This is a genomic window from Paraburkholderia sp. GAS348 (genome assembly GCF_050434205.1).
Taxonomy (GTDB): domain Bacteria; phylum Pseudomonadota; class Gammaproteobacteria; order Burkholderiales; family Burkholderiaceae; genus Paraburkholderia.
Genome location: NZ_JBNPVT010000020.1, coordinates 35,485 through 56,232, shown reverse-complemented (window position 1 = coordinate 56,232; position 20,748 = coordinate 35,485). Strand labels below are relative to the sequence as shown.

Annotated in this window: 21 protein-coding genes; 7 read left to right on the top strand and 14 right to left on the bottom strand. The window is 62.9% G+C overall.

The window, feature by feature from the left end; genetic code table 11:
• Positions 1 to 62 precede the first annotated feature (62 nt).
• Both lolB and P3T22_RS25975 read right to left on the bottom strand, forming a co-directional pair.
• Positions 63 to 695, bottom strand: a complete 633-nt coding sequence (gene lolB, locus P3T22_RS25980) for a lipoprotein insertase outer membrane protein LolB (RefSeq protein WP_063494690.1) — start codon at positions 693 to 695, stop codon at positions 63 to 65.
• Entirely contained in the window at positions 695 to 2,536 is a 1,842-nt protein-coding gene (locus P3T22_RS25975) for a tetratricopeptide repeat protein (RefSeq protein ID WP_063494691.1), read from the bottom strand. The genes lolB and P3T22_RS25975 overlap by 1 nt, the downstream gene beginning before the upstream one ends.
• Before the next feature lie 87 nt (positions 2,537 to 2,623).
• Here P3T22_RS25975 and mutM point away from each other — a divergent pair, with 87 nt between their 5' ends.
• Both mutM and mutY read left to right on the top strand, forming a co-directional pair.
• A complete protein-coding gene (gene mutM, locus P3T22_RS25970; protein ID WP_063494692.1) occupies positions 2,624 to 3,454 on the top strand; it encodes a bifunctional DNA-formamidopyrimidine glycosylase/DNA-(apurinic or apyrimidinic site) lyase in 831 nt (276 codons plus the stop codon).
• A gap of 7 nt (positions 3,455 to 3,461) precedes the next feature.
• Positions 3,462 to 4,577 (top strand): A/G-specific adenine glycosylase, encoded by a 1,116-nt coding sequence (gene mutY / locus P3T22_RS25965; RefSeq protein WP_181448396.1) that lies wholly within the window; start codon positions 3,462 to 3,464, stop codon positions 4,575 to 4,577.
• 23 nt (positions 4,578 to 4,600) lie between these two features.
• On the opposite strand, the gene P3T22_RS25960 is transcribed toward mutY, so the two are convergent.
• The 11 genes from P3T22_RS25960 to kdsD form a co-directional block, all read right to left on the bottom strand.
• A complete protein-coding gene (locus P3T22_RS25960) occupies positions 4,601 to 5,236 on the bottom strand; it encodes an LON peptidase substrate-binding domain-containing protein (RefSeq protein WP_063494694.1) in 636 nt (211 codons plus the stop codon).
• 39 nt (positions 5,237 to 5,275) lie between these two features.
• Positions 5,276 to 6,169 (bottom strand): RNase adapter RapZ, encoded by an 894-nt coding sequence (gene rapZ, locus P3T22_RS25955; RefSeq protein WP_063494695.1) that lies wholly within the window; start codon positions 6,167 to 6,169, stop codon positions 5,276 to 5,278.
• A gap of 108 nt (positions 6,170 to 6,277) precedes the next feature.
• The gene (gene hprK, locus P3T22_RS25950) at positions 6,278 to 7,246 is read right to left on the bottom strand and encodes an HPr(Ser) kinase/phosphatase (protein ID WP_012431656.1); all 969 of its coding nucleotides are present in this window, start codon (positions 7,244 to 7,246) and stop codon (positions 6,278 to 6,280) included.
• 140 nt (positions 7,247 to 7,386) lie between these two features.
• Complete coding sequence (locus tag P3T22_RS25945) at positions 7,387 to 7,902, bottom strand: PTS sugar transporter subunit IIA (protein WP_012431657.1); 516 nt, start codon at positions 7,900 to 7,902, stop codon at positions 7,387 to 7,389.
• 317 nt (positions 7,903 to 8,219) lie between these two features.
• On the bottom strand, positions 8,220 to 8,576 hold the full coding sequence (gene hpf / locus P3T22_RS25940; RefSeq protein ID WP_028199089.1) for a ribosome hibernation-promoting factor, HPF/YfiA family: 357 nt from the start codon (positions 8,574 to 8,576) through the stop codon (positions 8,220 to 8,222).
• A 171-nt stretch (positions 8,577 to 8,747) separates the two neighbouring features.
• Entirely contained in the window at positions 8,748 to 10,265 is a 1,518-nt protein-coding gene (locus P3T22_RS25935) for an RNA polymerase factor sigma-54 (protein WP_429326537.1), read from the bottom strand.
• Positions 10,266 to 10,450: 185 nt separating this feature from the next.
• Positions 10,451 to 11,236 (bottom strand): LPS export ABC transporter ATP-binding protein, encoded by a 786-nt coding sequence (gene lptB, locus P3T22_RS25930; RefSeq protein ID WP_063494697.1) that lies wholly within the window; start codon positions 11,234 to 11,236, stop codon positions 10,451 to 10,453.
• Positions 11,233 to 11,904, bottom strand: a complete 672-nt coding sequence (lptA, locus tag P3T22_RS25925; RefSeq protein ID WP_063494698.1) for a lipopolysaccharide transport periplasmic protein LptA — start codon at positions 11,902 to 11,904, stop codon at positions 11,233 to 11,235. The genes lptB and lptA overlap by 4 nt, the downstream gene beginning before the upstream one ends.
• A 20-nt stretch (positions 11,905 to 11,924) precedes the next feature.
• Entirely contained in the window at positions 11,925 to 12,533 is a 609-nt protein-coding gene (gene lptC, locus P3T22_RS25920; RefSeq protein WP_063494699.1) for an LPS export ABC transporter periplasmic protein LptC, read from the bottom strand.
• The gene (locus tag P3T22_RS25915) at positions 12,530 to 13,090 is read right to left on the bottom strand and encodes a KdsC family phosphatase (RefSeq protein WP_063494700.1); all 561 of its coding nucleotides are present in this window, start codon (positions 13,088 to 13,090) and stop codon (positions 12,530 to 12,532) included. Before P3T22_RS25915 ends, lptC begins: the two co-directional genes overlap by 4 nt.
• Positions 13,090 to 14,073 (bottom strand): arabinose 5-phosphate isomerase KdsD, encoded by a 984-nt coding sequence (gene kdsD, locus P3T22_RS25910; RefSeq protein ID WP_429326536.1) that lies wholly within the window; start codon positions 14,071 to 14,073, stop codon positions 13,090 to 13,092. The genes P3T22_RS25915 and kdsD overlap by 1 nt, the downstream gene beginning before the upstream one ends.
• Before the next feature lie 161 nt (positions 14,074 to 14,234).
• On the opposite strand from kdsD, the gene P3T22_RS25905 reads away from it, so the two are divergent.
• The 5 genes from P3T22_RS25905 (at position 14,235) to purU (ending at position 19,527) form a co-directional block, all read left to right on the top strand.
• On the top strand, positions 14,235 to 16,238 hold the full coding sequence (locus tag P3T22_RS25905; protein WP_063497794.1) for a monovalent cation:proton antiporter family protein: 2,004 nt from the start codon (positions 14,235 to 14,237) through the stop codon (positions 16,236 to 16,238).
• A gap of 127 nt (positions 16,239 to 16,365) precedes the next feature.
• A complete protein-coding gene (locus P3T22_RS25900; protein ID WP_063494702.1) occupies positions 16,366 to 16,932 on the top strand; it encodes an adenine phosphoribosyltransferase in 567 nt (188 codons plus the stop codon).
• A gap of 55 nt (positions 16,933 to 16,987) precedes the next feature.
• Positions 16,988 to 17,602, top strand: a complete 615-nt coding sequence (locus P3T22_RS25895; protein WP_063494703.1) for a LysE family translocator — start codon at positions 16,988 to 16,990, stop codon at positions 17,600 to 17,602.
• Between the two features lie 72 nt (positions 17,603 to 17,674).
• Entirely contained in the window at positions 17,675 to 18,547 is an 873-nt protein-coding gene (locus tag P3T22_RS25890) for an NUDIX hydrolase (RefSeq protein ID WP_063494704.1), read from the top strand.
• Positions 18,548 to 18,657: 110 nt separating this feature from the next.
• Positions 18,658 to 19,527, top strand: coding sequence for a formyltetrahydrofolate deformylase (gene purU / locus P3T22_RS25885; protein ID WP_063494705.1), 870 nt, complete (start codon positions 18,658 to 18,660; stop codon positions 19,525 to 19,527).
• Between the two features lie 109 nt (positions 19,528 to 19,636).
• Here the strand turns inward: purU and P3T22_RS25880 are convergent, their stop codons facing one another.
• Entirely contained in the window at positions 19,637 to 20,722 is a 1,086-nt protein-coding gene (locus tag P3T22_RS25880; RefSeq protein ID WP_429326535.1) for an AI-2E family transporter, read from the bottom strand.
• Positions 20,723 to 20,748 lie beyond the last annotated feature (26 nt).

Below are 20,748 nucleotides of genomic sequence, written 5' to 3'. Positions count from 1 at the left end.
TCAGGGCTACATGCGCCATAGCGGCGCGCAAGAGGCGGCAAGGGTTACGCGAACAGGCGCGACTATTGATCCAGCACGAGCTTGATGTCGAGCGGCGGTTCCGAGCGGCTCAGGTTCAAGCGCTTCACGCCGGTGGCCGGCGCGTCGGCATACGCCAGGTAATCGATCGTCCAGCCGTCCTGCGTGATCTGTTTCAGGCGCGACGGCTGCTCCGGATCATTCTCGGTCCTGGCGCGTGACGTCGGCGCCGGCGAAGGCTGCAGCCAGTAGCGCAGCCCTTCGACCGGGAGCGCGAAGCCGAGCGCGTTCTGCATCAGCGTGGAGACGTTGTCGGCGGTGAGCGGTTGACGGTTCGGCAGCTCGAGCGTGGCAGACGCCGGCGACGAAGTTACGATCGCCAGTGTCTGGCCGAGCGGATTGCGCAATTGCAGGGTGACCGTGTCACCCGTTTCCTGCCAGGTGAAGTTGCCATAGGCATTGCGCTGCTGGCCGTTCTGATCGTTGTACTGGACTGCGAAACGGCCTTGATAAGCGCGCGTGGTCTGCGCCGTGACGGATGTCGCCGCATTCGACGTGGACGGCCCCAGCGGCTTCACCGATGCACAACCGGCCAATGCGACAACCGCTGCCGCTACGAATCCGAGCGCCGCGCCACGCGGCGCCCGGGGATAGGAGATCAAGCGGGAAAGACGCATCAAAGATCGTTCACCTGAAGACGTTGCAGCGTTTTGACCAGCGTGTCGTTGTCCGGTTCGAGCTTGCGCGCGTCGCGGAAAGCGGCGCGAGCCTGATCCTGCGCGCCGGTTTTCCACAACACTTCGCCGAGGTGCGCGCCGATTTCGGCGTTCGGCTGGAGCTCGTAAGCTTTGCGCAACAGCTTGATTGCGTCCGACGTATCGCCCATCCGGTACTTGACCCAGCCGACGCTGTCCATGATGAAGGCGTCGTTCGGCGCCAGCGACGAGGCCTTCTCGACCAGCTTATCCGCTTCCGACAGGCGCTGATTGCGATCGGCCAGCGAATAGCCCAGCGCGTTGTACGCCTGCGGGTTGTCTGGTTGCGTCTGGATCAGCTTGCGCAGTTGCGCTTCCATGACATCGTAGTGGCCGGTTTTTTCGGCGGCCATGGCGTAGTCGTAGGTGAGATCGGGATCGTCAGGGAAGTCGGCCGTTGCTTGTTGCAGGCGAGTTTCTGCCTCCGGGTAGCGCTTCGCGTCGAACAGGATGGCCGCGTCAGTACGTGCAATCAGCGCCTGGTCGCGCGGATCGGGGGCCGGAAGGCCGGCCAGCAGTTTGCGCGCGTCTTCAGTCTTGCCCTGCTTGGCGAGTAATTGGGCGCGCGTAATCTGCGCCGGCACGAATTGCTGGCTCGACGGGGAAATCTTGTTGAGCCAGTCGCTCGCCGCCGCTTCGTTCTTCTGTTCGAGCGACAGTTGCGCAAGATAGATATACGCCTGGCCCGGATCGGCACCCGGTGTTTTTTCAGCCTGCTGCGCGTACTGTCTCAGGTAGGTCTGCGCGTCGTTGAAATTCTTCTGCTGGATCTTGATCAGCGCGAGCGCCATCATTGGCGTGAGGTCGGCCGCGTTGTTCTTGTGCATGATCTCGAACTGCTTCTGCGCGTCGTCCAGACGGTCGCTCGCGAGATACATCTGCGCGAGCGCGAGACGTGCGTCATGCGATTTCGGATTCTGCTGCACATACCTTTCGAGCGACGCGATCCCTTCCTTACGCTCCTCCGGGCCCATCTGCGACAGTGTCAGCGCAGCCGGCAAATAGTCCGGCTTGAGCGTGAGCGCCTGTTCGAGCGACTTGCGCGCGCCCGGCGCGTCGTCGGAAACGAGTTGCTGGCGTGCGATGGCCAGTTGCGCCTCCGGCCGGTTCAGGTCGTTTTTCAGCAAGTCTTGCAGTACATGCAAGCCGCCGATCCGGTTCGGACCGCGCGAGAGCAGCAGTTGCAACGCCAGAATCGCGCTGCCGCGATTGTCGGCGGGAACCTTCGCGAGTTCACCGGCGAGGATCGGCGCGGCGTCATCAGGCTTGCCGGACAACACGAGTAGTGACGCGTCGAGTTGCGCGGCGCGTTCCGAATTCGGCGCATACTGCTGCCACAATTGCGCGGCGGCCAAAGCGTCCGACGGGCTTTGCGCGGCCAGCGCGATTTCCGTGGCGCGCTGCGCCATGCGCGGATCGTGCGTATCGCGCGCGAGCGCGAGGTAGGTCTGGTAGGCGGGTGCGGGCTGGTCGCGTTGCAGCGCGACTTCAGCGGCGAGCACCTGGAATACGATCTGGCTGGACAGCGGCACGCTCGGCAGAGACTTCTGGTCTTCTGCCGTCGCCGGGCCGAGCGGGTCCGGCAGGGTGACGGACGTGTCATCCGAGTCTGGCGAAGGATCCTGCGCGTGCGCGGGCACGGCCGCCAGCGCCCAGACGGCGAGCGCGGCAGCGCCGAGCATACGTCGAGCGGACACGGCGTGCGGCGCGCAGGATGCGCTAGCCGGGCGCTTCGAAAACAGCTTCACGAAGGACAGGTTCATGGAAATCCGTTCAATGTTTCGGACGATTGTAACGCGCTCGCTACAATAAGCGCACAACCACTCACGCAAGTTGCAGACCAGTTAGACATGCCAGAGTTGCCAGAAGTTGAGGTTACCCGAAGGGGAATCGAACCGTATGTGTCCGGGCGCAAGGTTGAACGCGTCGATGTGCGTACGCCCGCATTGCGTTGGCCGATTCCGGCAGACCTTGCGAAAACCTTGCGTGGCAGCGTGGTGCGCAAGGTCGAGCGGCGCGGCAAGTATCTTCTGTTCGAAATCGACGCCGGCTGGTTCATTGTGCATCTGGGCATGACCGGCACGCTGCGTGTGCTGCGCCATGTGCCGCATCCGCCCGCCGCGGCGAAACACGATCACGTCGACTGGATTTTCGACGAATTCATTTTGCGCTATCGCGACCCGAGGCGCTTCGGCGCGGTGCTGTGGCACCCGCGCGAAGCCGGCGACGTTCTCGAACATCCGCTGCTCGCGGGTCTTGGTGTCGAACCGTTTTCGCCGGTGTTTTCCGGCGCGTTGATGCACCGGCTCACACGTGGGCGCAAGGTGTCGGTGAAGCAGGCGTTGCTGGCAGGGGAGATCGTGGTCGGCGTGGGTAATATCTACGCATCCGAAAGCCTCTTCCGCGCCGGTATCCGGCCCACCACCGCAGCGGGCCGCGTGTCGCTCGTGCGCTACGAGCTGCTGGCGGACGCGGTGCGCGTCACGCTCGCCGCAGCGATCGAGAAGGGCGGCAGCACGCTGCGCGATTTCGTCGGCAGCGATGGCGAAAGCGGTTACTTCCAGCTCGACTATTTCGTCTATGATCGCGCGGGGCTGCCATGCCGCGTGTGTGGAACGCCGATCAAACAGATCGTGCAGGGGCAGCGTTCTACGTATTTCTGTCCCACCTGCCAGCGCTAAATTTTCAATGCCATCTCGTTTAAGTCCGTCCGCCCCGTCCGCTGCGCCTACTTTTCCGGTTATGTCTGATTTTTCCGCGCGGCTGATTGCATGGCAGCGCCAGCATGGCCGTCATGACCTGCCATGGCAGAACACGCGCGATCCATACCGTATCTGGCTGTCTGAAATCATGCTGCAGCAGACCCAGGTATCGACGGTGATTCCGTACTACGCAAGGTTCCTTGCGCGTTGTCCGGATGTCGCCTCGCTCGCCGCCGCGCCGGCAGACGACGTGATGGCGTTGTGGGCCGGCCTTGGCTATTACTCGCGTGCGCGCAATCTGCATCGCTGCGCGCAGGTGGTCGTCGAGCAGCATGGCGGTGCGTTTCCTGCATCGGCCGACGAACTCGCTGAATTGCCGGGCATCGGCCGCTCGACGGCGGCGGCGATCGCCTCTTTCGCATTCGGCGCACGCGCGACGATTCTCGACGGCAACGTGAAGCGCGTGTTGGCGCGCGTATTCGGTGTCGAAGGCTTTCCGGGTGAAAAGAAAGTCGAGAATGCGATGTGGACGCTGGCGGAATCGCTGTTGCCGTCCAACGCATCGAACGACGATGTCAGTGCGTACACGCAAGGCTTGATGGACCTCGGCGCAACGTTGTGTGTGCGCGGTAAGCCGGACTGCCTGCGCTGCCCGTTCGCCGCCGACTGCGTGGCCAACGTGACCGGACGTCAGCGTGAACTACCCACGGCACGACCGAAGAAAGCTGTGCCGACGCGCCGCACGTGGATGCTGGTGCTACGCGACGGTAACGCCGTGATGCTGGAAAAGCGTCCGCCGTCAGGCATCTGGGGCGGCTTGTGGAGCCTGCCCGAAGCCGCCGACGAAGCCGAGCTCGCCGAGCGTGCGCGCGCCTTCGGTGGCGACGGAGCGGTCGCGCCACTCGCGCCGCTTACGCACGTCTTCACGCATTTCAAGCTGAATATCGAGCCGCGGCTCGCTGAACTGGATCGCGGTGTGGGCGCATTGGCTGTGCTTAACGACGCGGACACCGCATGGGTCGCGTTAAGCGATCTCGACTCGTTTGGTGTGCCCGCGCCGGTGCGCAAACTGCTGGATGGCTTGCAGGGCTCGTTGATCTAAGCAATCCGCTAAAGCGCGGGCACTTAAAGCAACTGATGCTGCTGCATATAGTGATGAACCACGTCGATTCGCGCGCCGGCGTCCTGCAATTCCATTAGCTTTTGTCTCGCGCGAAGGGCGACCGGCAACACTTCCGCGAGCCGGTTCGATACCCACGACGGATCTTCCAGCCTGAACGGCTCCGCGAACGGCAAGCTTTCCGGATCGCGTTCGCGGATCGTTGCGATGATCCGTTCGAGCACTTCCGCGCACGCGCCGAATTTGGCCAGTTGCTCATTGCCCTCGAGCGGGATGTCTTCTCCGAGCGGCTCCGCCATGCCGACCAGCAAGCCGCTCGTCTCCACGCGATGCGACAGCAGGCGAAATCGCCGCGTGCCGCGCGCCCGAATCAGCAGCATGCCGAAGGCTTCGACATCGCACTCTTCGATTTCGGCGAGACAGCCAATGGCTTCAGGCACCGAAGGCTCTTCGGCGCGCGCCACTTCGGCGCCGCTTTTCAGCAGACACACGCCGAACGGCGTTTTGTCACGCAGACAGTCGCGCGCCATATCGAGGTAGCGCGCCTCGAAGATTTTCAGGGGCAGCAGCCCGTCAGGGAACAGCACCGTATGCAGCGGAAACAGCGGCACATCGGCAAGCACAGTAGACGTAGAAGGCATGGCGCAACGCTTCGAGTTGAGGCCGCGCGATACGGCCGGTTAAGCCACTAACTTCGATGATTCGCCGATCTCGACCGGCGCATCGCGGTGCCGCACAATGACATTTGCCGAACTTGCGAGACGCGCGGCGAGCGTCTCCGCAATGAACACCGAGCGGTGTTGGCCGCCCGTGCAGCCGATCGCGACCGTCAGATAACTGCGATTGTCGTCACGGAAATGGGGTAGCCATTTGACGAGAAACTTTTCGATGTCGTCGATCATTTCATGCACGACCGGCAGCGCGTCGAGAAAATCAATCACCGGTTTGTCGAGGCCCGTGAGCGGCCGCAATTCATGATCGTAATACGGGTTCGGCAGCGTGCGTACGTCGAAAACGAAATCGGCGTCGAGCGGCACGCCGCGTTTAAAGCCGAAGGACTCGAACATCAGCACGAGCCCCGCATGTTCCTGCTCGATGAAGCGTTTGACCCATGCGCGCAACACGTTCGCGCGCAGATTGCTGGTGTCGATCTGATGGCCGAATTCGGCCAGGCCCGCTACGAGTTCGCGTTCGCGTTCAATCGCTTCGGCAAGCGACGTCAACAAGCCGACGTCCGCATCATGCGCGGTGGAACCGGACAGCGGATGGCGGCGGCGCGTTTCGGAGAAGCGTTGAATCAGCGACTGCGTGCTGGCGTTCAGGAAGAGCACGCGCACGTCGTGGGCGCGCGACAGGTCGCGGATCATCGCTGGCATTTCGTCGAGCGAAGCGCTCGAACGCGCGTCGATGGCAACCGCGAGGCGTTCCTGGCCGTCGTCGGCGAGATAGTTGGCCAGTTGCGGCAAAAAACGCGGCGGCAGATTGTCGACGCAGTAATAGCCTGCGTCTTCAAGCGCGTTCAGGGCAACTGATTTGCCGGAGCCGGAAATACCGGTGATCAGGATTATGCGCATGGAGTCGTGAAATCCGTACAGTTCATCATAGCATCTGGTCCCCGTGCGCGTGCCACCGCGGCGCCTGCCGCTGGCTGCGGATGTTACATGCCGCGGGGTGTCGCGGATTCAGATCAATTTGCCGGGAAACTGGCTGTCCGGGTCCTGCATGGCCAGGCGTTGGCGATCCATGAAGTCGCGTAGCGTATCGATACCGCGCAGTTGCAGGATCGTGTTGCGCACGGCCGCTTCGACCAGAACCGCGAGGTTGCGGCCGGCCGCCACCTGAATCGTGACTTTGCTGATCGGCAGGCCGAGCACGTCGACGGTTTGGCTTTCCAGCGGCAACCGCTGGAATTCGCCGTCGGGCCGGCGCACCAGTTGCACGATCAGTTTCAGCTTCATTTTGCGGCGCACCGCGGTTTCACCGAAGATCGTCTTGATGTCGAGCAGGCCGAGACCGCGCACTTCGAGCAGGTTTTGCAGCAGCGGCGGGCAGCGCCCTTCGACAAAATCCGGGCCGAGGCGCACGAAATCCACCGCGTCGTCCGCCACGAGGCCGTGGCCGCGGCTGATCAGTTCCAGCCCGAGTTCGCTCTTGCCAAGGCCGGAATCGCCGGTGAGCAGCACACCCATGCCGAGAATGTCGAGAAACACGCCGTGCAGCGTGGCGCGCGGCGCGAGAATGCGCGACATGTACAGGCGCAGGCTGTCGATCACCGCGGCGGCGGACATTGGCGTCGTGAAGAGCGGCGTGGACGAACGCGTGCAGCGCAGGACCAGTTCCGGCGGCGCGGCGACGCCTCCCGCCACCACCAGAAATGGCGGTTCCAACGCGATCAGCTCGGCCATGTGGCGCGAGCGGTCTTCGTCGGTTTGGCGTTTGTAGTAGTCGATTTCGGCGTCGCCGAGCACCTGGATCCGGTTTGGGTGGATCAGGTTCAAGTGGCCGACGAGGTCGGCGCTCGACGTGGCATTGGCGACGGATTCCGAAGAAAAACCGCGCTCCCAGCCTTCATGCCCCGTCAGCCAGCTCAACTTCAGCATGGCGGCGTTGTCGTCGAAAATGCTCTGGGCGTTGATGCTGGACGTATCCATGAGTCGGTGACTCCCGTGTGGACCGCTTGCTTGGGAAAGGATGCGGCCTCGTTAACGCGGACCGCGCACCTCGCCTGGCTGTACCCGCCTGCAGGCGGGAAGCCGGGTGAATAAGCGACGTGCGGATAACCGCCGATGCATCAAGGTTGCCACTGAGTGAGCAGGCGATGCAACGATTCGCGGTCTTCTTCCGTGTGCAGGCGCTCGCGGGCCTCGCGATCGGACAGCAACTGGGCGATTTCCGAAAGGATTTCGAGGTGCTGCTGGGTGGCCTGCTCGGGCACGAGCAGGAAGATCAGCAGCGAGACGGGTTGGCCGTCGGGCGATTCGAAGGGGATAGGTTCGGCGAGGCGGACGAACGCGGCGAGCGGCTGCTTCAAGCCTTTGATCCGGCCATGCGGAATCGCGACGCCTTCGCCGAGCCCCGTCGATCCGAGGCGCTCGCGCGCAAACAGATTGTCAGTGACCGTGCTACGGGCGATGCCGTTCTGGTTCTCGAAAATCAGGCCCGCTTGCTCGAACACGCGCTTCTTGCTGGTGACCGATAGTCCGACGACGACGTTCTCGAGGGGAAGAAATTTGGCTAAACGATTCATGTTGACAGGCGAAAACGTGGCCTGGGTTCTCCTCGCTGGGGCGTTTGAGTGACGTTCCATTCGTTTGACGCTCACGGCGACGTGCGTTGGAGTCCGAAAGCGCAGGACTCCGGCCGACCGATTTCCGTTTGAGCTAACTTGACCCCGATGGTAACCGGAACATTATAGAACAGGGTAGCCACGGATGGTGCGGCGCGCCATCTATGCATCATGGGTTTCTTTGCAGGGTTGATCCGATCCGCGCCGTTGACGGAGAACGGCGGCCAGAAACGAAAAACCGCCCGGTCTCGGGCGGTTTGGCTGGGTATACGCAGATGCGGGCAAATGCGGACGAATGAGGAAATACGAAGGAAAGTAAAGAAACCTCCTAATCTTCCTTATTGCGGCGGCACATCCAGTAGCGGCGCCGGCTGGTACTTGATCGCATCGTGCTGATGGCCTTGCAGGCGATCCTTATGGCGTATCACTTGCCGGTCGAGCTTGTCGATCATCAGATCGATCGCAGCGTAAAGATCGCTGTCACAGCTCTCGACGAAGATATCTTTGCCCTTGAGATGCAGGTTGATTTCAACCTTTTGACGCTTTTCCTTTTCCTTATGGTTGTCGACCGAGAGGACCACACTGCCGTCGATGACCTGATCGAAATGTCTTAGCACCCTATCCAGTTTGGTGATCACGTATTCGCGCAACGCAGGCGTTACTTCGAGGTGGTGTCCACTGATCTGCAGATTCATAGTGCTTCTCCAAGCTAGAGGCCGCTTGTTCCGCACGATGACGAAGGTCCGGTCGATCTGTCGGCTTGCCTGAGTCGCCCCCCCGGTGACTGACTTCTGGCAGGTCGCATCGGCCGGCCTGTCCGCCAACTGCGGAGCGGCCGGTAAATGCCCGACGCGGGAGGCGACGGGCTACAGAGACTTGCGCAGGTTGACTGCCGGAATCTTGAGCGCTTCGCGATACTTCGCAACGGTACGCCGTGCGACCACGAAGCCCTGTTCCGCCAGCAGTTCGGCTATGCGGCTGTCTGAAAGAGGAGATTTCGGGTTTTCCGCTCCTATCAGTTGCTTGATGAGCGCGCGAATCGCCGTGGAAGAGGCCGCGCCGCCCGTGTCAGTCGAAACGTGTGATCCGAAGAAGTACTTAAATTCAAGCGTCCCGAATGGGGTCAGCATGTATTTACCGGTTGTCACACGGGAGACAGTTGACTCGTGTAGGCCCAGCGTATCAGCAATTTCTCGCAAAACCAAGGGGCGCATGGCAATTTCGCCATGCACAAAAAAGCTCTTTTGACGCTCGACAATAGCTTGCGCGACCCGGAGGATGGTCTCGAAGCGCTGCTGGATATTTTTGATCAGCCAGCGTGCTTCCTGCAGTTGCTGGCGCAACGATCCGCTGCCCGGATCGCCCCGGTTATTGCGCAGGATATTGGCGTACAGATGGTTGATGCGCAGCTTTGGCACCACTTCCGGGTTGAGCTCCGCCTGCCAGCCCTGTGCGGTTTTGCGCACCATGATGTCCGGCACGACATAGTCCGCTTCCGCCTTGCCATAAGCGGCGCCGGGAAACGGCTCGAGCGAGCGGATCAGAATATGCGCATCCCGCAAATCGTCGTCGTTCGCCTTCAGATGCTTGCGCAGGCGCGTGAAGTCGCGTGCCGCGAGCAGTTCCAGATGATGCGCGACGATGTCGAGCGCAAGCGTGCGTGTAGGCGACTGTTCGAGCCGCAGCAATTGCAGCTTGAGACATTCCGATGCGGAGCGCGCGCCGACCCCCGCCGGGTCGAAGCTATGCAGCAGCGCGAGCGCGGCGTTCATTTCGTCGAGATCGACTTCGAGCTCTTCGGGCAGGTCGGCCAGCACTTCTTCGAGCGTGGCGGCGAGGTAACCGTCGTCGTCGAGCGATTCGATCAGGAAGGTGATCAGCGCGCGGTCGCGCTGGCTCGCCTGGGTGACGCGAAGCTGCGCCATCAGGTGATCGCGCAGCGAGGTGCTCGATTCGTGGATTTGCAGCGGTGGCAGGTCGTCGTCGTCCGAGGCATTGCCGGAGCGGCCGTAATCGCCGAGATCCCATTGCGACGCGTCGCCGTTGCCGTCGCTCGCGAGGCCGTTGTATTCGTCGACACCCTGCGGCTCGCCGTTCTCGGCGCGCTCGCTGCTGCTGGTGGACGAAGACGACGTATTGCCGCCCATCTGGTCGGGCGGTGCGGAGGAGTTGGGCGACTGGGCGATCAGCGAACCGTCGGCCGCCACGCGCAGGGGACTCGCGATCCAGTCGTCCTCGTTCTCGAGGAGCGGATTCTGCGAGATCGCCATGGCGACTTCCTGCTGCAGTTCGAGCGTGGACAGCTGAAGCAGCCGGATGGACTGCTGCAGTTGCGGGGTCAGCGCAAGATGCTGCGATAGGCGGAGTTGGAGGCTGGCTTTCATGGCAAGTTGAGATTCATTGTAGAGAGTTTGCCACGACCGCGATACATTGCGACATTCGCAATTACGCGTGCGCCCGTTTTCGGCGGCGCTGGGCGCGGGACGGCCCAGGTCAAAAATGCTGATGTGCAGATGCCGCAAAGGGGCCGGCGGATGCGCGCTCGCACCGCCGGCAATCCCTTGTGCACTTACATGCGGAAGTGTTCGCCCAGATAGACGCGCCGCACGCTTTCGTTTTCGATGATGTCGCTCGGCGCCCCGGCGGCCAGCACGCTGCCGTCGCTGATGATGTAGGCGTGGTCACAAATGCCGAGGGTTTCGCGCACGTTGTGGTCGGTGATCAGCACGCCGATATTGCGCTGCTTCAGAAATTTGACGATCTTCTGGATTTCCAGCACCGCGATCGGATCGACGCCCGCGAACGGTTCGTCGAGCAGAATGAAGCTCGGATTGGTGGCCAGCGCACGTGCAATTTCCACCCGCCGGCGCTCGCCGCCAGACAGCGACAGCGCCGGATTCTCACGCAGGTGGGCGATCTGCAGTTCGTCGAGCAAGGCCTCGGTGCGGTTGGTGATGGTGTCCTTGCTGAGCCGCTTGCCGTTGTCTTCGTGCTGCAATTCCAGCACCGCACGAATGTTTTCCTCGACGGTGAGCTTGCGGAACACTGACGCTTCCTGCGGCAGATACGACAAGCCCAGCGACGCGCGCTTGTGAATCGGCAGCAGGCTGATCGACTTGCCGTCCAGATCGATTTCGCCCGCATCGAGCGGCACGAGGCCGACGATCATATAGAACGAGGTGGTCTTGCCGGCGCCATTCGGGCCGAGCAGACCGACCACTTCGCCGCTTTTCACGTCGAGCGAAACGTCTTTGACGACCGTGCGCGAGCCATAACGCTTTTTCAGGTTGCGGACCACCAGCGAACTGCTGGTGCCGGCCGGTTTGCGATTGGGGAGGGACGCGGAGGAACTCACTGGTTCGGTGCTCCCTGGATCGTGGTGGACGGCGCGAGCGTAGCCGACGCGCCGTTCAGCGGCGCGGCGCCGCCATTGCGCGGCGCCAGCATCGCGCGCACGCGGCCGGTCGGGTTGCCCGGACCAGCGACGTCCTTACCTGCCTTCGCGGTGTAGAAGTCGCTCTGGCCGTCATAGGTAATGACGCTGCCGTGCACCTGGTCCATCACCGTCGAGAGGCCTTGCAGGCGCTTGACGGTGGCGTTGGTGGTGAGCGTGGTCAGATCCTGCTTGCCGTCGTAGTCGATCCGGATGGCCGTGCCTTCGATGTATTCATCAAGGCCTTCGCGCTTCTGGCGGAAATACGACAGGTTGCCGCCGCTCGACGTGCCGGTGGCGTACTGATAGCCCTGCGGATCTTGGGTCACTTCGACCCGATCGGCCTTGATCACGATCGTGCCTTTAGTGGCGACCACGTGGCCGGTGAAGATGTTGACCTGTTTGAGGTCGTCGTAAGTCATGTTGTCCGCTTCGATGTTCAGCGGCTTGTCCTTGTCGGCGCGGTCGGCGTGCGCAAGCGGCGCGAAGCCGGCAAGCGGCAACGCGACAATCAGCGCAGCGAGCCCGGCGCGGCACGCGGACAGGGTGCGCGAGCGGCCGGTATCAAAACGGGGGAACGATTCGTTCATGCAGTCACGCCTGGAATGGATTACCCGGGTTGCTTGGGCGAGCTGACGGAGCCTTCGGACGCGGCAATCGCGCCCTTCACATTGCCGAACAGCTGCATCACCCGGGTGACGTTGTTGTAGTTCATGCCGCTGGCAGTCATCACAGACATGCCGCGTTGAAGTTTAACCGGCTTTTCGGTCTCGATCACATCGTCGTTGACCAGCACCCTAAAATGCTGCGAATCCGCTTGCATCTGTGGATCGCCGTTGCCGGCGGCCCGCAGGATGCGCGCGTTGTCGTACAGATCGACGATCGAGGCGTCGCCGTTCACTTTGCCGGTGTCGCCGGTCGCCGTGACGATCGGCTTGCCGGGCTGGAAGGCGCGCATGGCCGGCTTGACCAGGTCGCTCAGCTCGTCATCCTCGTAATGGATCAGGGACTTGGCGGTCAGACGGTATTGCGTCGAGCCCGCCTGATCGAGTTCGGAAACCGAGAAATTGTCTGCGAAGTAGTCGGGCGTGTGCTCCTTGGGGCGCGCCACGCTTTCATTCGGCCGCGGCAGCGTGGCTTGCAGCAGCCACCACGTAATGCCGGCGAGCGCCGCCATCGCGGCGAGCGGAATCAGCGAGGTCCAGCGGAACTGATTCATCCGACGAGGCCCCGCTGTTCGCCGCTACAGGCGGCCGCAAGCAGCGCCTCATACTTGTGCTGCGCGCGCAGCAGGGCGTCGCAGACTTCGCGCGCCGCGCCGTGGCCGCCGCGCGCCTCGCTGACCCAATGGGCGCGCGCGATCACTTCAGGGTGCGAATTGGCCGGCGCCGCCGCGAAGCCGACCTTCAGCATCACGCCGAGGTCGACCCAGTCGTCGCCCATATAGCCGCATTCTTCCGCCGTCAAGCCGGTTTGCTCGAGCAGGTCGGCGAACGCCTGGGGTTTGTCTTGCACGCCCTGATAGACGTGGGCGATATTCATTTCCTTCGCCCGCACCGCGACGATGCCCGACTTGCGCCCGGTGATGATCGCCGTTTCGATGCCGGCCTCGCGCAGCAGCTTCATGCCGTGGCCGTCCATCGAATTGAACGCTTTCATCGTGTCGCCTTCCGCCGTAAACAGCAGGCCGCCGTCGGTCAGCACGCCGTCGACGTCGAAAATCATCAGCTTGACGCGGCTTGCGCGTTCAGTGGCGGTAAGGGGGGCGACGGGCATCAGATCACCTTCTTCGAGAACAGGTCGTGCATGTTGAGTGCGCCGATCAGCTTGCCTGCCTCGTCGACGACCAGCATTTGATTGATGCGGTGGCGCTCCATCAGTTCCACGGCTTCGACCGCAAGGTGATCCGGACCAATGGTGCGCGGGCCGGCGGTCATCACCGAGGCAATCGACAGTTCGCGGAAATCGCCATCGCGTTCGAGCACACGGCGCAGGTCGCCGTCGGTGAAGATGCCGGTCACGCGATCGTTGTGATCGACGATCGCCGTCATGCCCATGCGCTTGGCGGTCAACTGGAACAGCGCGTCGCGCACGGTCGCGTCGGGCGTCACCTTCGGCACCTGGTCGCCGGTGCGCATCACGTCGCGGACATACGTGAGCAGGCGCCGGCCGAGCGCGCCGCCCGGATGCGAGCGGGCGAAGTCGTCCGGGCCAAAACCGCGCGCGTCCAGCACCGCGACCGCGAGCGCATCGCCGAGCGCGAGCGCGGCGGTGGTGCTGGCGGTCGGCGCAAGATTCATCGGACAAGCTTCTTTCGACACGCCGGAATTCAGATGCACGTCGGCCAGTTGTGCGAGACTCGACGACGGACGGCCCGTCATCGCAATCAGTTTCGCGCCGATCCGCTTGATGAGCGGCAGGATCGCCACGAGTTCTTCAGTTTCCCCGGAATTGGACAGCGCGAGGAACACGTCGTCTGCCGTGACCATGCCGAGGTCGCCATGGCTGGCTTCCGCCGGGTGAACGAAGAACGCCGGTGTGCCGGTGCTGGCGAGCGTGGCCGCGAGCTTGCGGGCCACGTGGCCGGATTTGCCGATGCCGGAAACGACGACGCGTCCGCGGCAACCCAGGATGAAGTCGACCGCCCCGACGAAACCATCGTCGAGTTGGTCGCGAAGCGCGCGCACGGCGTCCGCTTCGATGTCGAGCACGTCGCGAGCGAGCGTGAGTGCCCGGTCGCCATTGATTTTCGCTATCATTCGCGGAGTATAGCAAAGGCGCTTGTTCGCCGCGCCGGGCCTGCTGTGCCAAGCCGCTGCCTTTATCGCTGTTTTTAACGGCCCCACAACCTTGTTGCACGGCGTTTCGCGTGCGCGGTTCCGCTGACGAACGAGGACGCTTTACCGATGCGTTTTTGCCGATGATTTCCCCGCTCGAAATGACGCTATTCCTGCTGCTGGCATCAGTGGCCGGAGTGGTGGTCTTTCGCTTTCTGAATCTGCCACCGATGCTGGGCTATCTGACGGTCGGCATCGTCGTCGGGCCGCACGCGTTCGGTCTGATTCCCGATTCGGCGGGTGCGCAGAATCTCGCGGAATTCGGCGTCGTGTTTCTGATGTTTTCGATCGGGCTGGAGTTTTCGCTTTCCAAACTGCGCTCAATGCGCCGGCTCGTGTTCGGTCTCGGCCTGCTGCAGGTGATCGGGACGATTGCCGTCGCGGTCACGCTCGGTTTCGTGCTGGAGCGCTGGGTGCATATCACCTGGCAAGCGAGCGTGGCGCTGGGCGGTGCGCTGGCGATGTCGTCGACGGCAATCGTCAGCAAGATGCTGGCGGAGCGGCTCGAGATCGAAACCGAGCATGGCCGCAATATCTTCGGCGTGCTGCTGTTCCAGGATCTGGCGGTGGTGCCGCTCTTGATCGTCATTGCGGCGCTGGGCGGCGATTCGAACAATCTCGTCAGCGCGCTCGGGGTGGCGGCCATCAAGATCGTCGTGGCGTTGGCCCTATTATTGATAGTGGGTCAGCGGTTCATGACGCGCTGGTTCAACGTGGTGGCGCGGCGCCGTTCGCAGGAGCTGTTTATCCTTAATCTGCTGCTGGTGACGCTCGGCGCGGCGTTCATCACGGACAAGTTCGGCCTGTCGCTCGCGCTCGGCGCGTTCATCGCCGGCATGTTGATCGCCGAAACGCCTTACCGGCATCAGGTGGAAGAGGACATCAAGCCGTTTCGCGACGTACTGCTGGGCCTCTTCTTCGTCACGACCGGCATGCTGCTGAACCCGCGTGTGATCTGGGAGCACCCGTTCATCGTGCTCGGCTTCCTGGTTGGCCCGATTCTGCTGAAGGCGGTGATGGTGACCGGGCTCTCGCGGCTGTTCGGTGCGTCGCCGGGCGTCGCGATGCGCACCGGTATCGGCCTCGCGCAAGCCGGCGAGTTCGGCTTCGTGCTGCTGAACCTGATTCTCGACAAGCATCTCGTCGACGCCACCCTGTTGCAGGCGATTCTCGCGGCGATGCTGCTCTCGATGCTGGCCGCGCCGTTCCTGATCCAGAACGCGGATCGAATCGTGCTGCGGCTGTCGTCGACTGAATGGATGATGCAGTCCTTGCAGATGACGCGCATTGCGACGCAGAGCCTGAAGCAAAGCGGCCACGTGATCATTTGCGGTTATGGGCGGGCTGGGCAGAATCTGGCGCGCATGCTGGAGCACGAAGGTTTGTCGTACGTCGCTTTGGATCTGGACCCCGATCGCGTGCAGGCCGCGGCGGCGGCGGGTGAGTCCGTGGTGTTCGGCGATGCGGGGCGGCGTGAATCGCTGCTGGCCGCCGGTATCCATCGCGCCGCGGCGATTGCGATTACCTATGCGAACACGCCGTCGGCATTGCGCGTGCTCCACAATATTCACGAACTGGAACCCACGCTGCCGGTGATCGTTCGCACCGTCGACGACGCCGATCTGGAAAAGCTGCTGGCCGCCGGCGCGACCGAGGTGATTCCTGAAATCGTCGAAGGCAGCCTGATGCTGGCTTCGCATACGCTGGTGCTGATGGGCGTGCCGATGCGGCGCGTGGTGCGGCGAGTCGAGGAAATGCGTGACGAGCGCTATGCGCTGCTGCGCGGCTATTTCCACGGCGCGGACGACGTTGAAGACGACGACGGCCACGAACAGGTGCGGCTACAATCGGTGCCGGTCGACGAAAACTCGGACGCGGTGGGCCGAACGCTGGCGGAACTGGGCCTGTTCGATCTGGGCGTCGAAGTGACGGCAATTCGCCGGCACGGCATTCGCGGCGTCGAGCCGGATCCGTCCACCAAGCTGCGCGCGAGCGACATCGTGGTGTTGCGCGGTCTGCCCGAACAATTGGCCGAAGCCGAAGAGCGGCTCTCGAAGCATCGCCGCGCGGGCGCCGCCGCGGCCTAGCGTGTGTGGTCGGCGTGGCATGATCTCGCCGGGTCGGCGTCGCCGGCCGCACCTAGCCGGCCGAACCTAGCCGGCCGCACCTGATTTAGCATTTCATCGGGCCTGTCGAGGTCCATCTGGAGACATCATGTCCAACGCGCTTGCGAGCGCGCCGCTCGATGCGGCCAATTACATCAAAAGCCACATCCGCACGGTGCCTGACTGGCCGCAGCCGGGCGTGCAGTTTCGCGACATCACGCCGCTCCTGCAGGAGCCGAAGTCGCTGCGCGTGCTGATCGACCTGTTCGTCCAGCGCTATATCGACGCGAAGCTCGACTACGTCGCCGGGCTGGACGCGCGCGGTTTCATCATCGGGCCGATTCTGGCTTACGAACTGAACCTCGGCTTCATCCCGATCCGCAAGCAGGGCAAGCTGCCGTACAAGCGGGTCGCGCAATCCTATGAGCTCGAATACGGCACCGCGACCGTCGAGATTCACGAGGACGCCTGCAAGCCAGGCGACCGTGTCGTGATCATCGACGATCTGATCGCCACCGGCGGCACGATGATGGCCGGCAAGATTCTGCTCGAGCGGCTCGGCGCGGTGGTGGTCGAAGGTGCCGCGATTATCGATCTGCCTGAACTCGGCGGTTCGGCCCTGCTGCGTGAAGCGGGCCTGCCGCTCTATACGGTGACTGAATTCGGCGGCCATTGAGCGCTGGAATCGCTGGATGCGAGCTTCTTCCTGTACACAAGGACGGTAAGAAAAAATGCCCAACTTCCTGCTGTTCCTCGCGACCTCCATCGCCATCACGATGGCACCCGGTCCCGACAATCTGCAAGTGCTGGCGCGCGGCATCTCGCAGGGCCGTGCGGCGGGCCTCGTCGCCGCGCTCGGCTTTGCGGCCGGCATCACCTTCCACACCACCCTGGCCGCGCTTGGGGTGGCTGCGTTGCTGCGTTCGTCGCCGGTTGCGTTTGAAGTGATCAAGCTGGCCGGCGCCGCGTATCTGATCTGGATCGGCATCAAGGCGCTGCGCAGCCAGGGCCTCGCCACCGCGCACGAGCGCGCGCCGCAACCGTTGATGGCGGTGTTTCGTCAGAGCGTGCTTGGCAATCTGATGAATCCGAAAGTGACGCTGTTCTTCGTCGTGTTCCTGCCGCAATTCGTGCAGCCGCATGGCACACAAAGCGTCACGGTGCAGATGCTCGAACTCGGCGTGTTGTTCATGTTGCAGACCGTGGTGGTGTTTTCGCTGTTTGGCGTGTGCGCGGGAATGATCGGCGGTTGGCTGAAGCGGCGGCCGCGCGTGGGCGTGTGGCTCGACCGGCTCGCCGGCGCGACGTTCATCGCGATTGGGATTCGCGTCGCCTTGCGTGATTGACCGAGAGACCGCTGAAGCGACTGAGCGAGCGCCGGCACCCGGGTGCGCCACAAGAACAGTTTGGAGCTTTGAATGACTTTGCCTTGCATCACCGCCGCGCGCCGCTTCGATGTTCACGCGCATCTGCCGTTCTGGATCGACGCCGAACAGGTCGGCTGGATTCGCTCGACCGATGTGCCCTTGCTCGCGCGCTGGCCCGATGTGTTCGAAATCGACGGTGTTGAACACATGCGAGTGACGCTCGCACCTGTGTTCAACACGGTCGATCTGCGCAGTGCGGCGCTCGGTTCCGTGATCGGTGCGCTTGCCGCCGAGGGCCGCATTCCCGGCTGGCGCAACGAGACTTACGCGATCCGCAACGCGTTCGATGCGCCGCCGCTCGCGTACATCGAACGCGCGGCGTCGCGCTTCTTCGGCACGATGACCTACGCGGTGCATCTGAACGGCGTCGTAGAATACGCGGATGGCGCCCCGCGGATGGCCGCCCCGCAACTATGGATCGCGCGCCGCAGCGACACCAAGGCGACCGACCCGGGCATGCTCGACAATGTCGTGGCAGGCGGGATCGGTTGGGGCTTCGGCATCGAGGCGACAATCATCAAGGAGTGCTGGGAAGAAGCCGGCATTCCTGAGGAGATCGCCGCGCGCGCCACGGCCGGCCGCATTGCGCATGTGCTGCAATCGTTGCCGGAAGGCACGCAGGCCGAACAGATTTTTATCTACGATCTCGCGCTGCCGGCCGATTTCGCGCCGCGCAACCAGGACGGCGAAGTGGGCGAACACCGGCTCGCGCGCATCGACGAAGTGGCGCGCTGGATCGAAGAAGGCGCGATGACCGTGGATGCGAGTCTCGCCACGCTGGATTGCCTGCTGCGCCGCCGCTGGATCGACGAAGACGCGTGCGCGGGCATCGAGGCATTGTTCGCGCCGCCGGCGCTTGTATAGGCGCTAGCCAGGTGCCGGTGCGGCGAACACGCCGGGTCACGCCCCGGCACGCTGCATCGAGCAGGACACACCGAAGAAACTACGCACTGAAGAAGGGAGTCACCCAGGTCATGTCGACCGATCACAGCTTTATCCTCAAACTGTCGTGCGCCGACCGGCCCGGCATCGTCCACGCGGTTTCGGGCTTTCTGTTCGAGCGTGGCAGCAATATTCTCGACTCCGCACAGTTCGGCGACAGCCGCACCGGCGAGTTCTTCATGCGCGTGCATTTCCAGCAGGTGGGCGGCGATCCGGGCCTGAACCTGTTGCGTACGTCGTTCGCGACGCTTGCTGAGCAGTTCAGCATGCGCTGGGAACTGCACGATGCGTCGGTGAAGCCGCGCGTCGTCATCATGGTGTCGAAGATCGGCCATTGCCTGAACGACCTGCTGTTCCGCTATCGCACCGGTCAATTGGGGATCGAGATTCCGGCGATCATCTCGAACCACAAGGAGTTCTATCAGCTCGCGGCCAGCTACGACATTCCGTTCCATCACTTCCCGCTGATGGGCGGCACGCCCGACGCGAAGGCCGCGCAGGAAGCGCGCGTGCTCGAAGTGATCGACGAGCATCAAGCCGACCTGGTGGTGCTCGCGCGCTACATGCAGATTCTGTCGCCGCAGCTGTGCGAATCCCTCGCCGGCCGCGCGATCAATATTCACCATTCGTTCCTGCCGAGCTTCAAGGGTGCGAAGCCGTATTACCAGGCGTTCGACCGCGGCGTGAAGCTGATCGGCGCAACCGCGCACTACGTAACGACGGATCTCGACGAAGGTCCGATCATCGAGCAGGACGTCGAGCGGGTCGACCACAGCATGACGCCGGAGCAACTGACGGCGATCGGCCGTGACGTCGAATGCGTGACGCTCGCGCGTGCGGTGAAGTGGCACGTCGAGCATCGCGTTGTGTTGAACGGCAGCAAAACGGTGGTGTTTCGTTAAGCGTAGTGGATGCGCTTGCGGTGGGTGCGGCCAACTCTGGCCGCATCGCGCCACCACCGGTGAACGGCAATTGCAGCTAAGCCCGCATCGCAGTCTGGCTGACTGACGCTCACACCAGCCGCAAATAGATCAATTCCCGCTTGATGTACGCATAGAAGATCGGCGCCGCGACCACGCCGGGGATGCCGAACGCGGCTTCCATCACGAGCATCGCGATCAGCAATTCCCAGGCGCGCGCCTCGATCTGACCACCGACGATGCGCGCATTCAGGAAGTACTCGAGCTTGTGAATCAGGATCAGGAATACCAGCGACATGACCGCCGCCGGAAAGCTCACCGAGAGCGCCACCGCGACGATGATCGTGTTCGAGATCAGATTGCCGATCACCGGCAGCAAGCCGACGATAAACGTCACCAGCACCAGTGTTTTGGAGAGCGGCAGCGTGTCGTGAAAGATCGGCAGGATCACCAGCAGGAAGATGCCGGTGAAGCCCGCATTGATCGCGGAAATCTTGACCTGAGCGAAGACGATGCGGCGGAAGGCGTCGGCGAAACGGGTTACGCGCGTGACGAACGCGGTGGACAGCGGCAGCCGTTGCATATGCTTCTGCGCCCCGACCGCGATGATCGCGCCGATGATCATGCCGATCAGGATGTGCGTGAAGCCGCGCGCCGCGGTCTTGCCGCTTTGCTGCAGCATGTTCGCGTTCTTCTGCATCAGTTCGGCCGCCCTGGCCTTCATCTGCTCGGTATCGACCGGCAGATAGTTGGCGACGAAATGCGGAATCCGGCCGCGTGCCTGGTCGATCAGCTGCATTGCCTGGTCGAGCAGTTTCTGCACGCTCGGCACGTCGTTCTCGAAATGTTCGATGATGCCGAGCGTCAGTCCCGTCAGCGCGCCGACTATCACCACCGAGAGGATCACCACCGCGAGCCAGCGCGCGCGCTGACTTGACATATGCCGTTCGATGCGCGGCGCGATAGTGTGCACGAGTTGAAAGACGAGCAGCCCGGCCAGCAAGGCGCCGAGCAGCCTCAGGTCGATGACCGCCCACATGCCGATCAGCATCAGCACGTAACTGCCGATTTCGACCGCCGACAGCTTCGGCAGGCTCATGTCGCTAGTCAGCCTGACCGGGCGTGGGCGTAGGTCCTGCACTTGCCCGTCGTCGCGCGCCTGATTCCGCTTGGCCATGGCTTATTCCGTCTCCAACCCGAGTT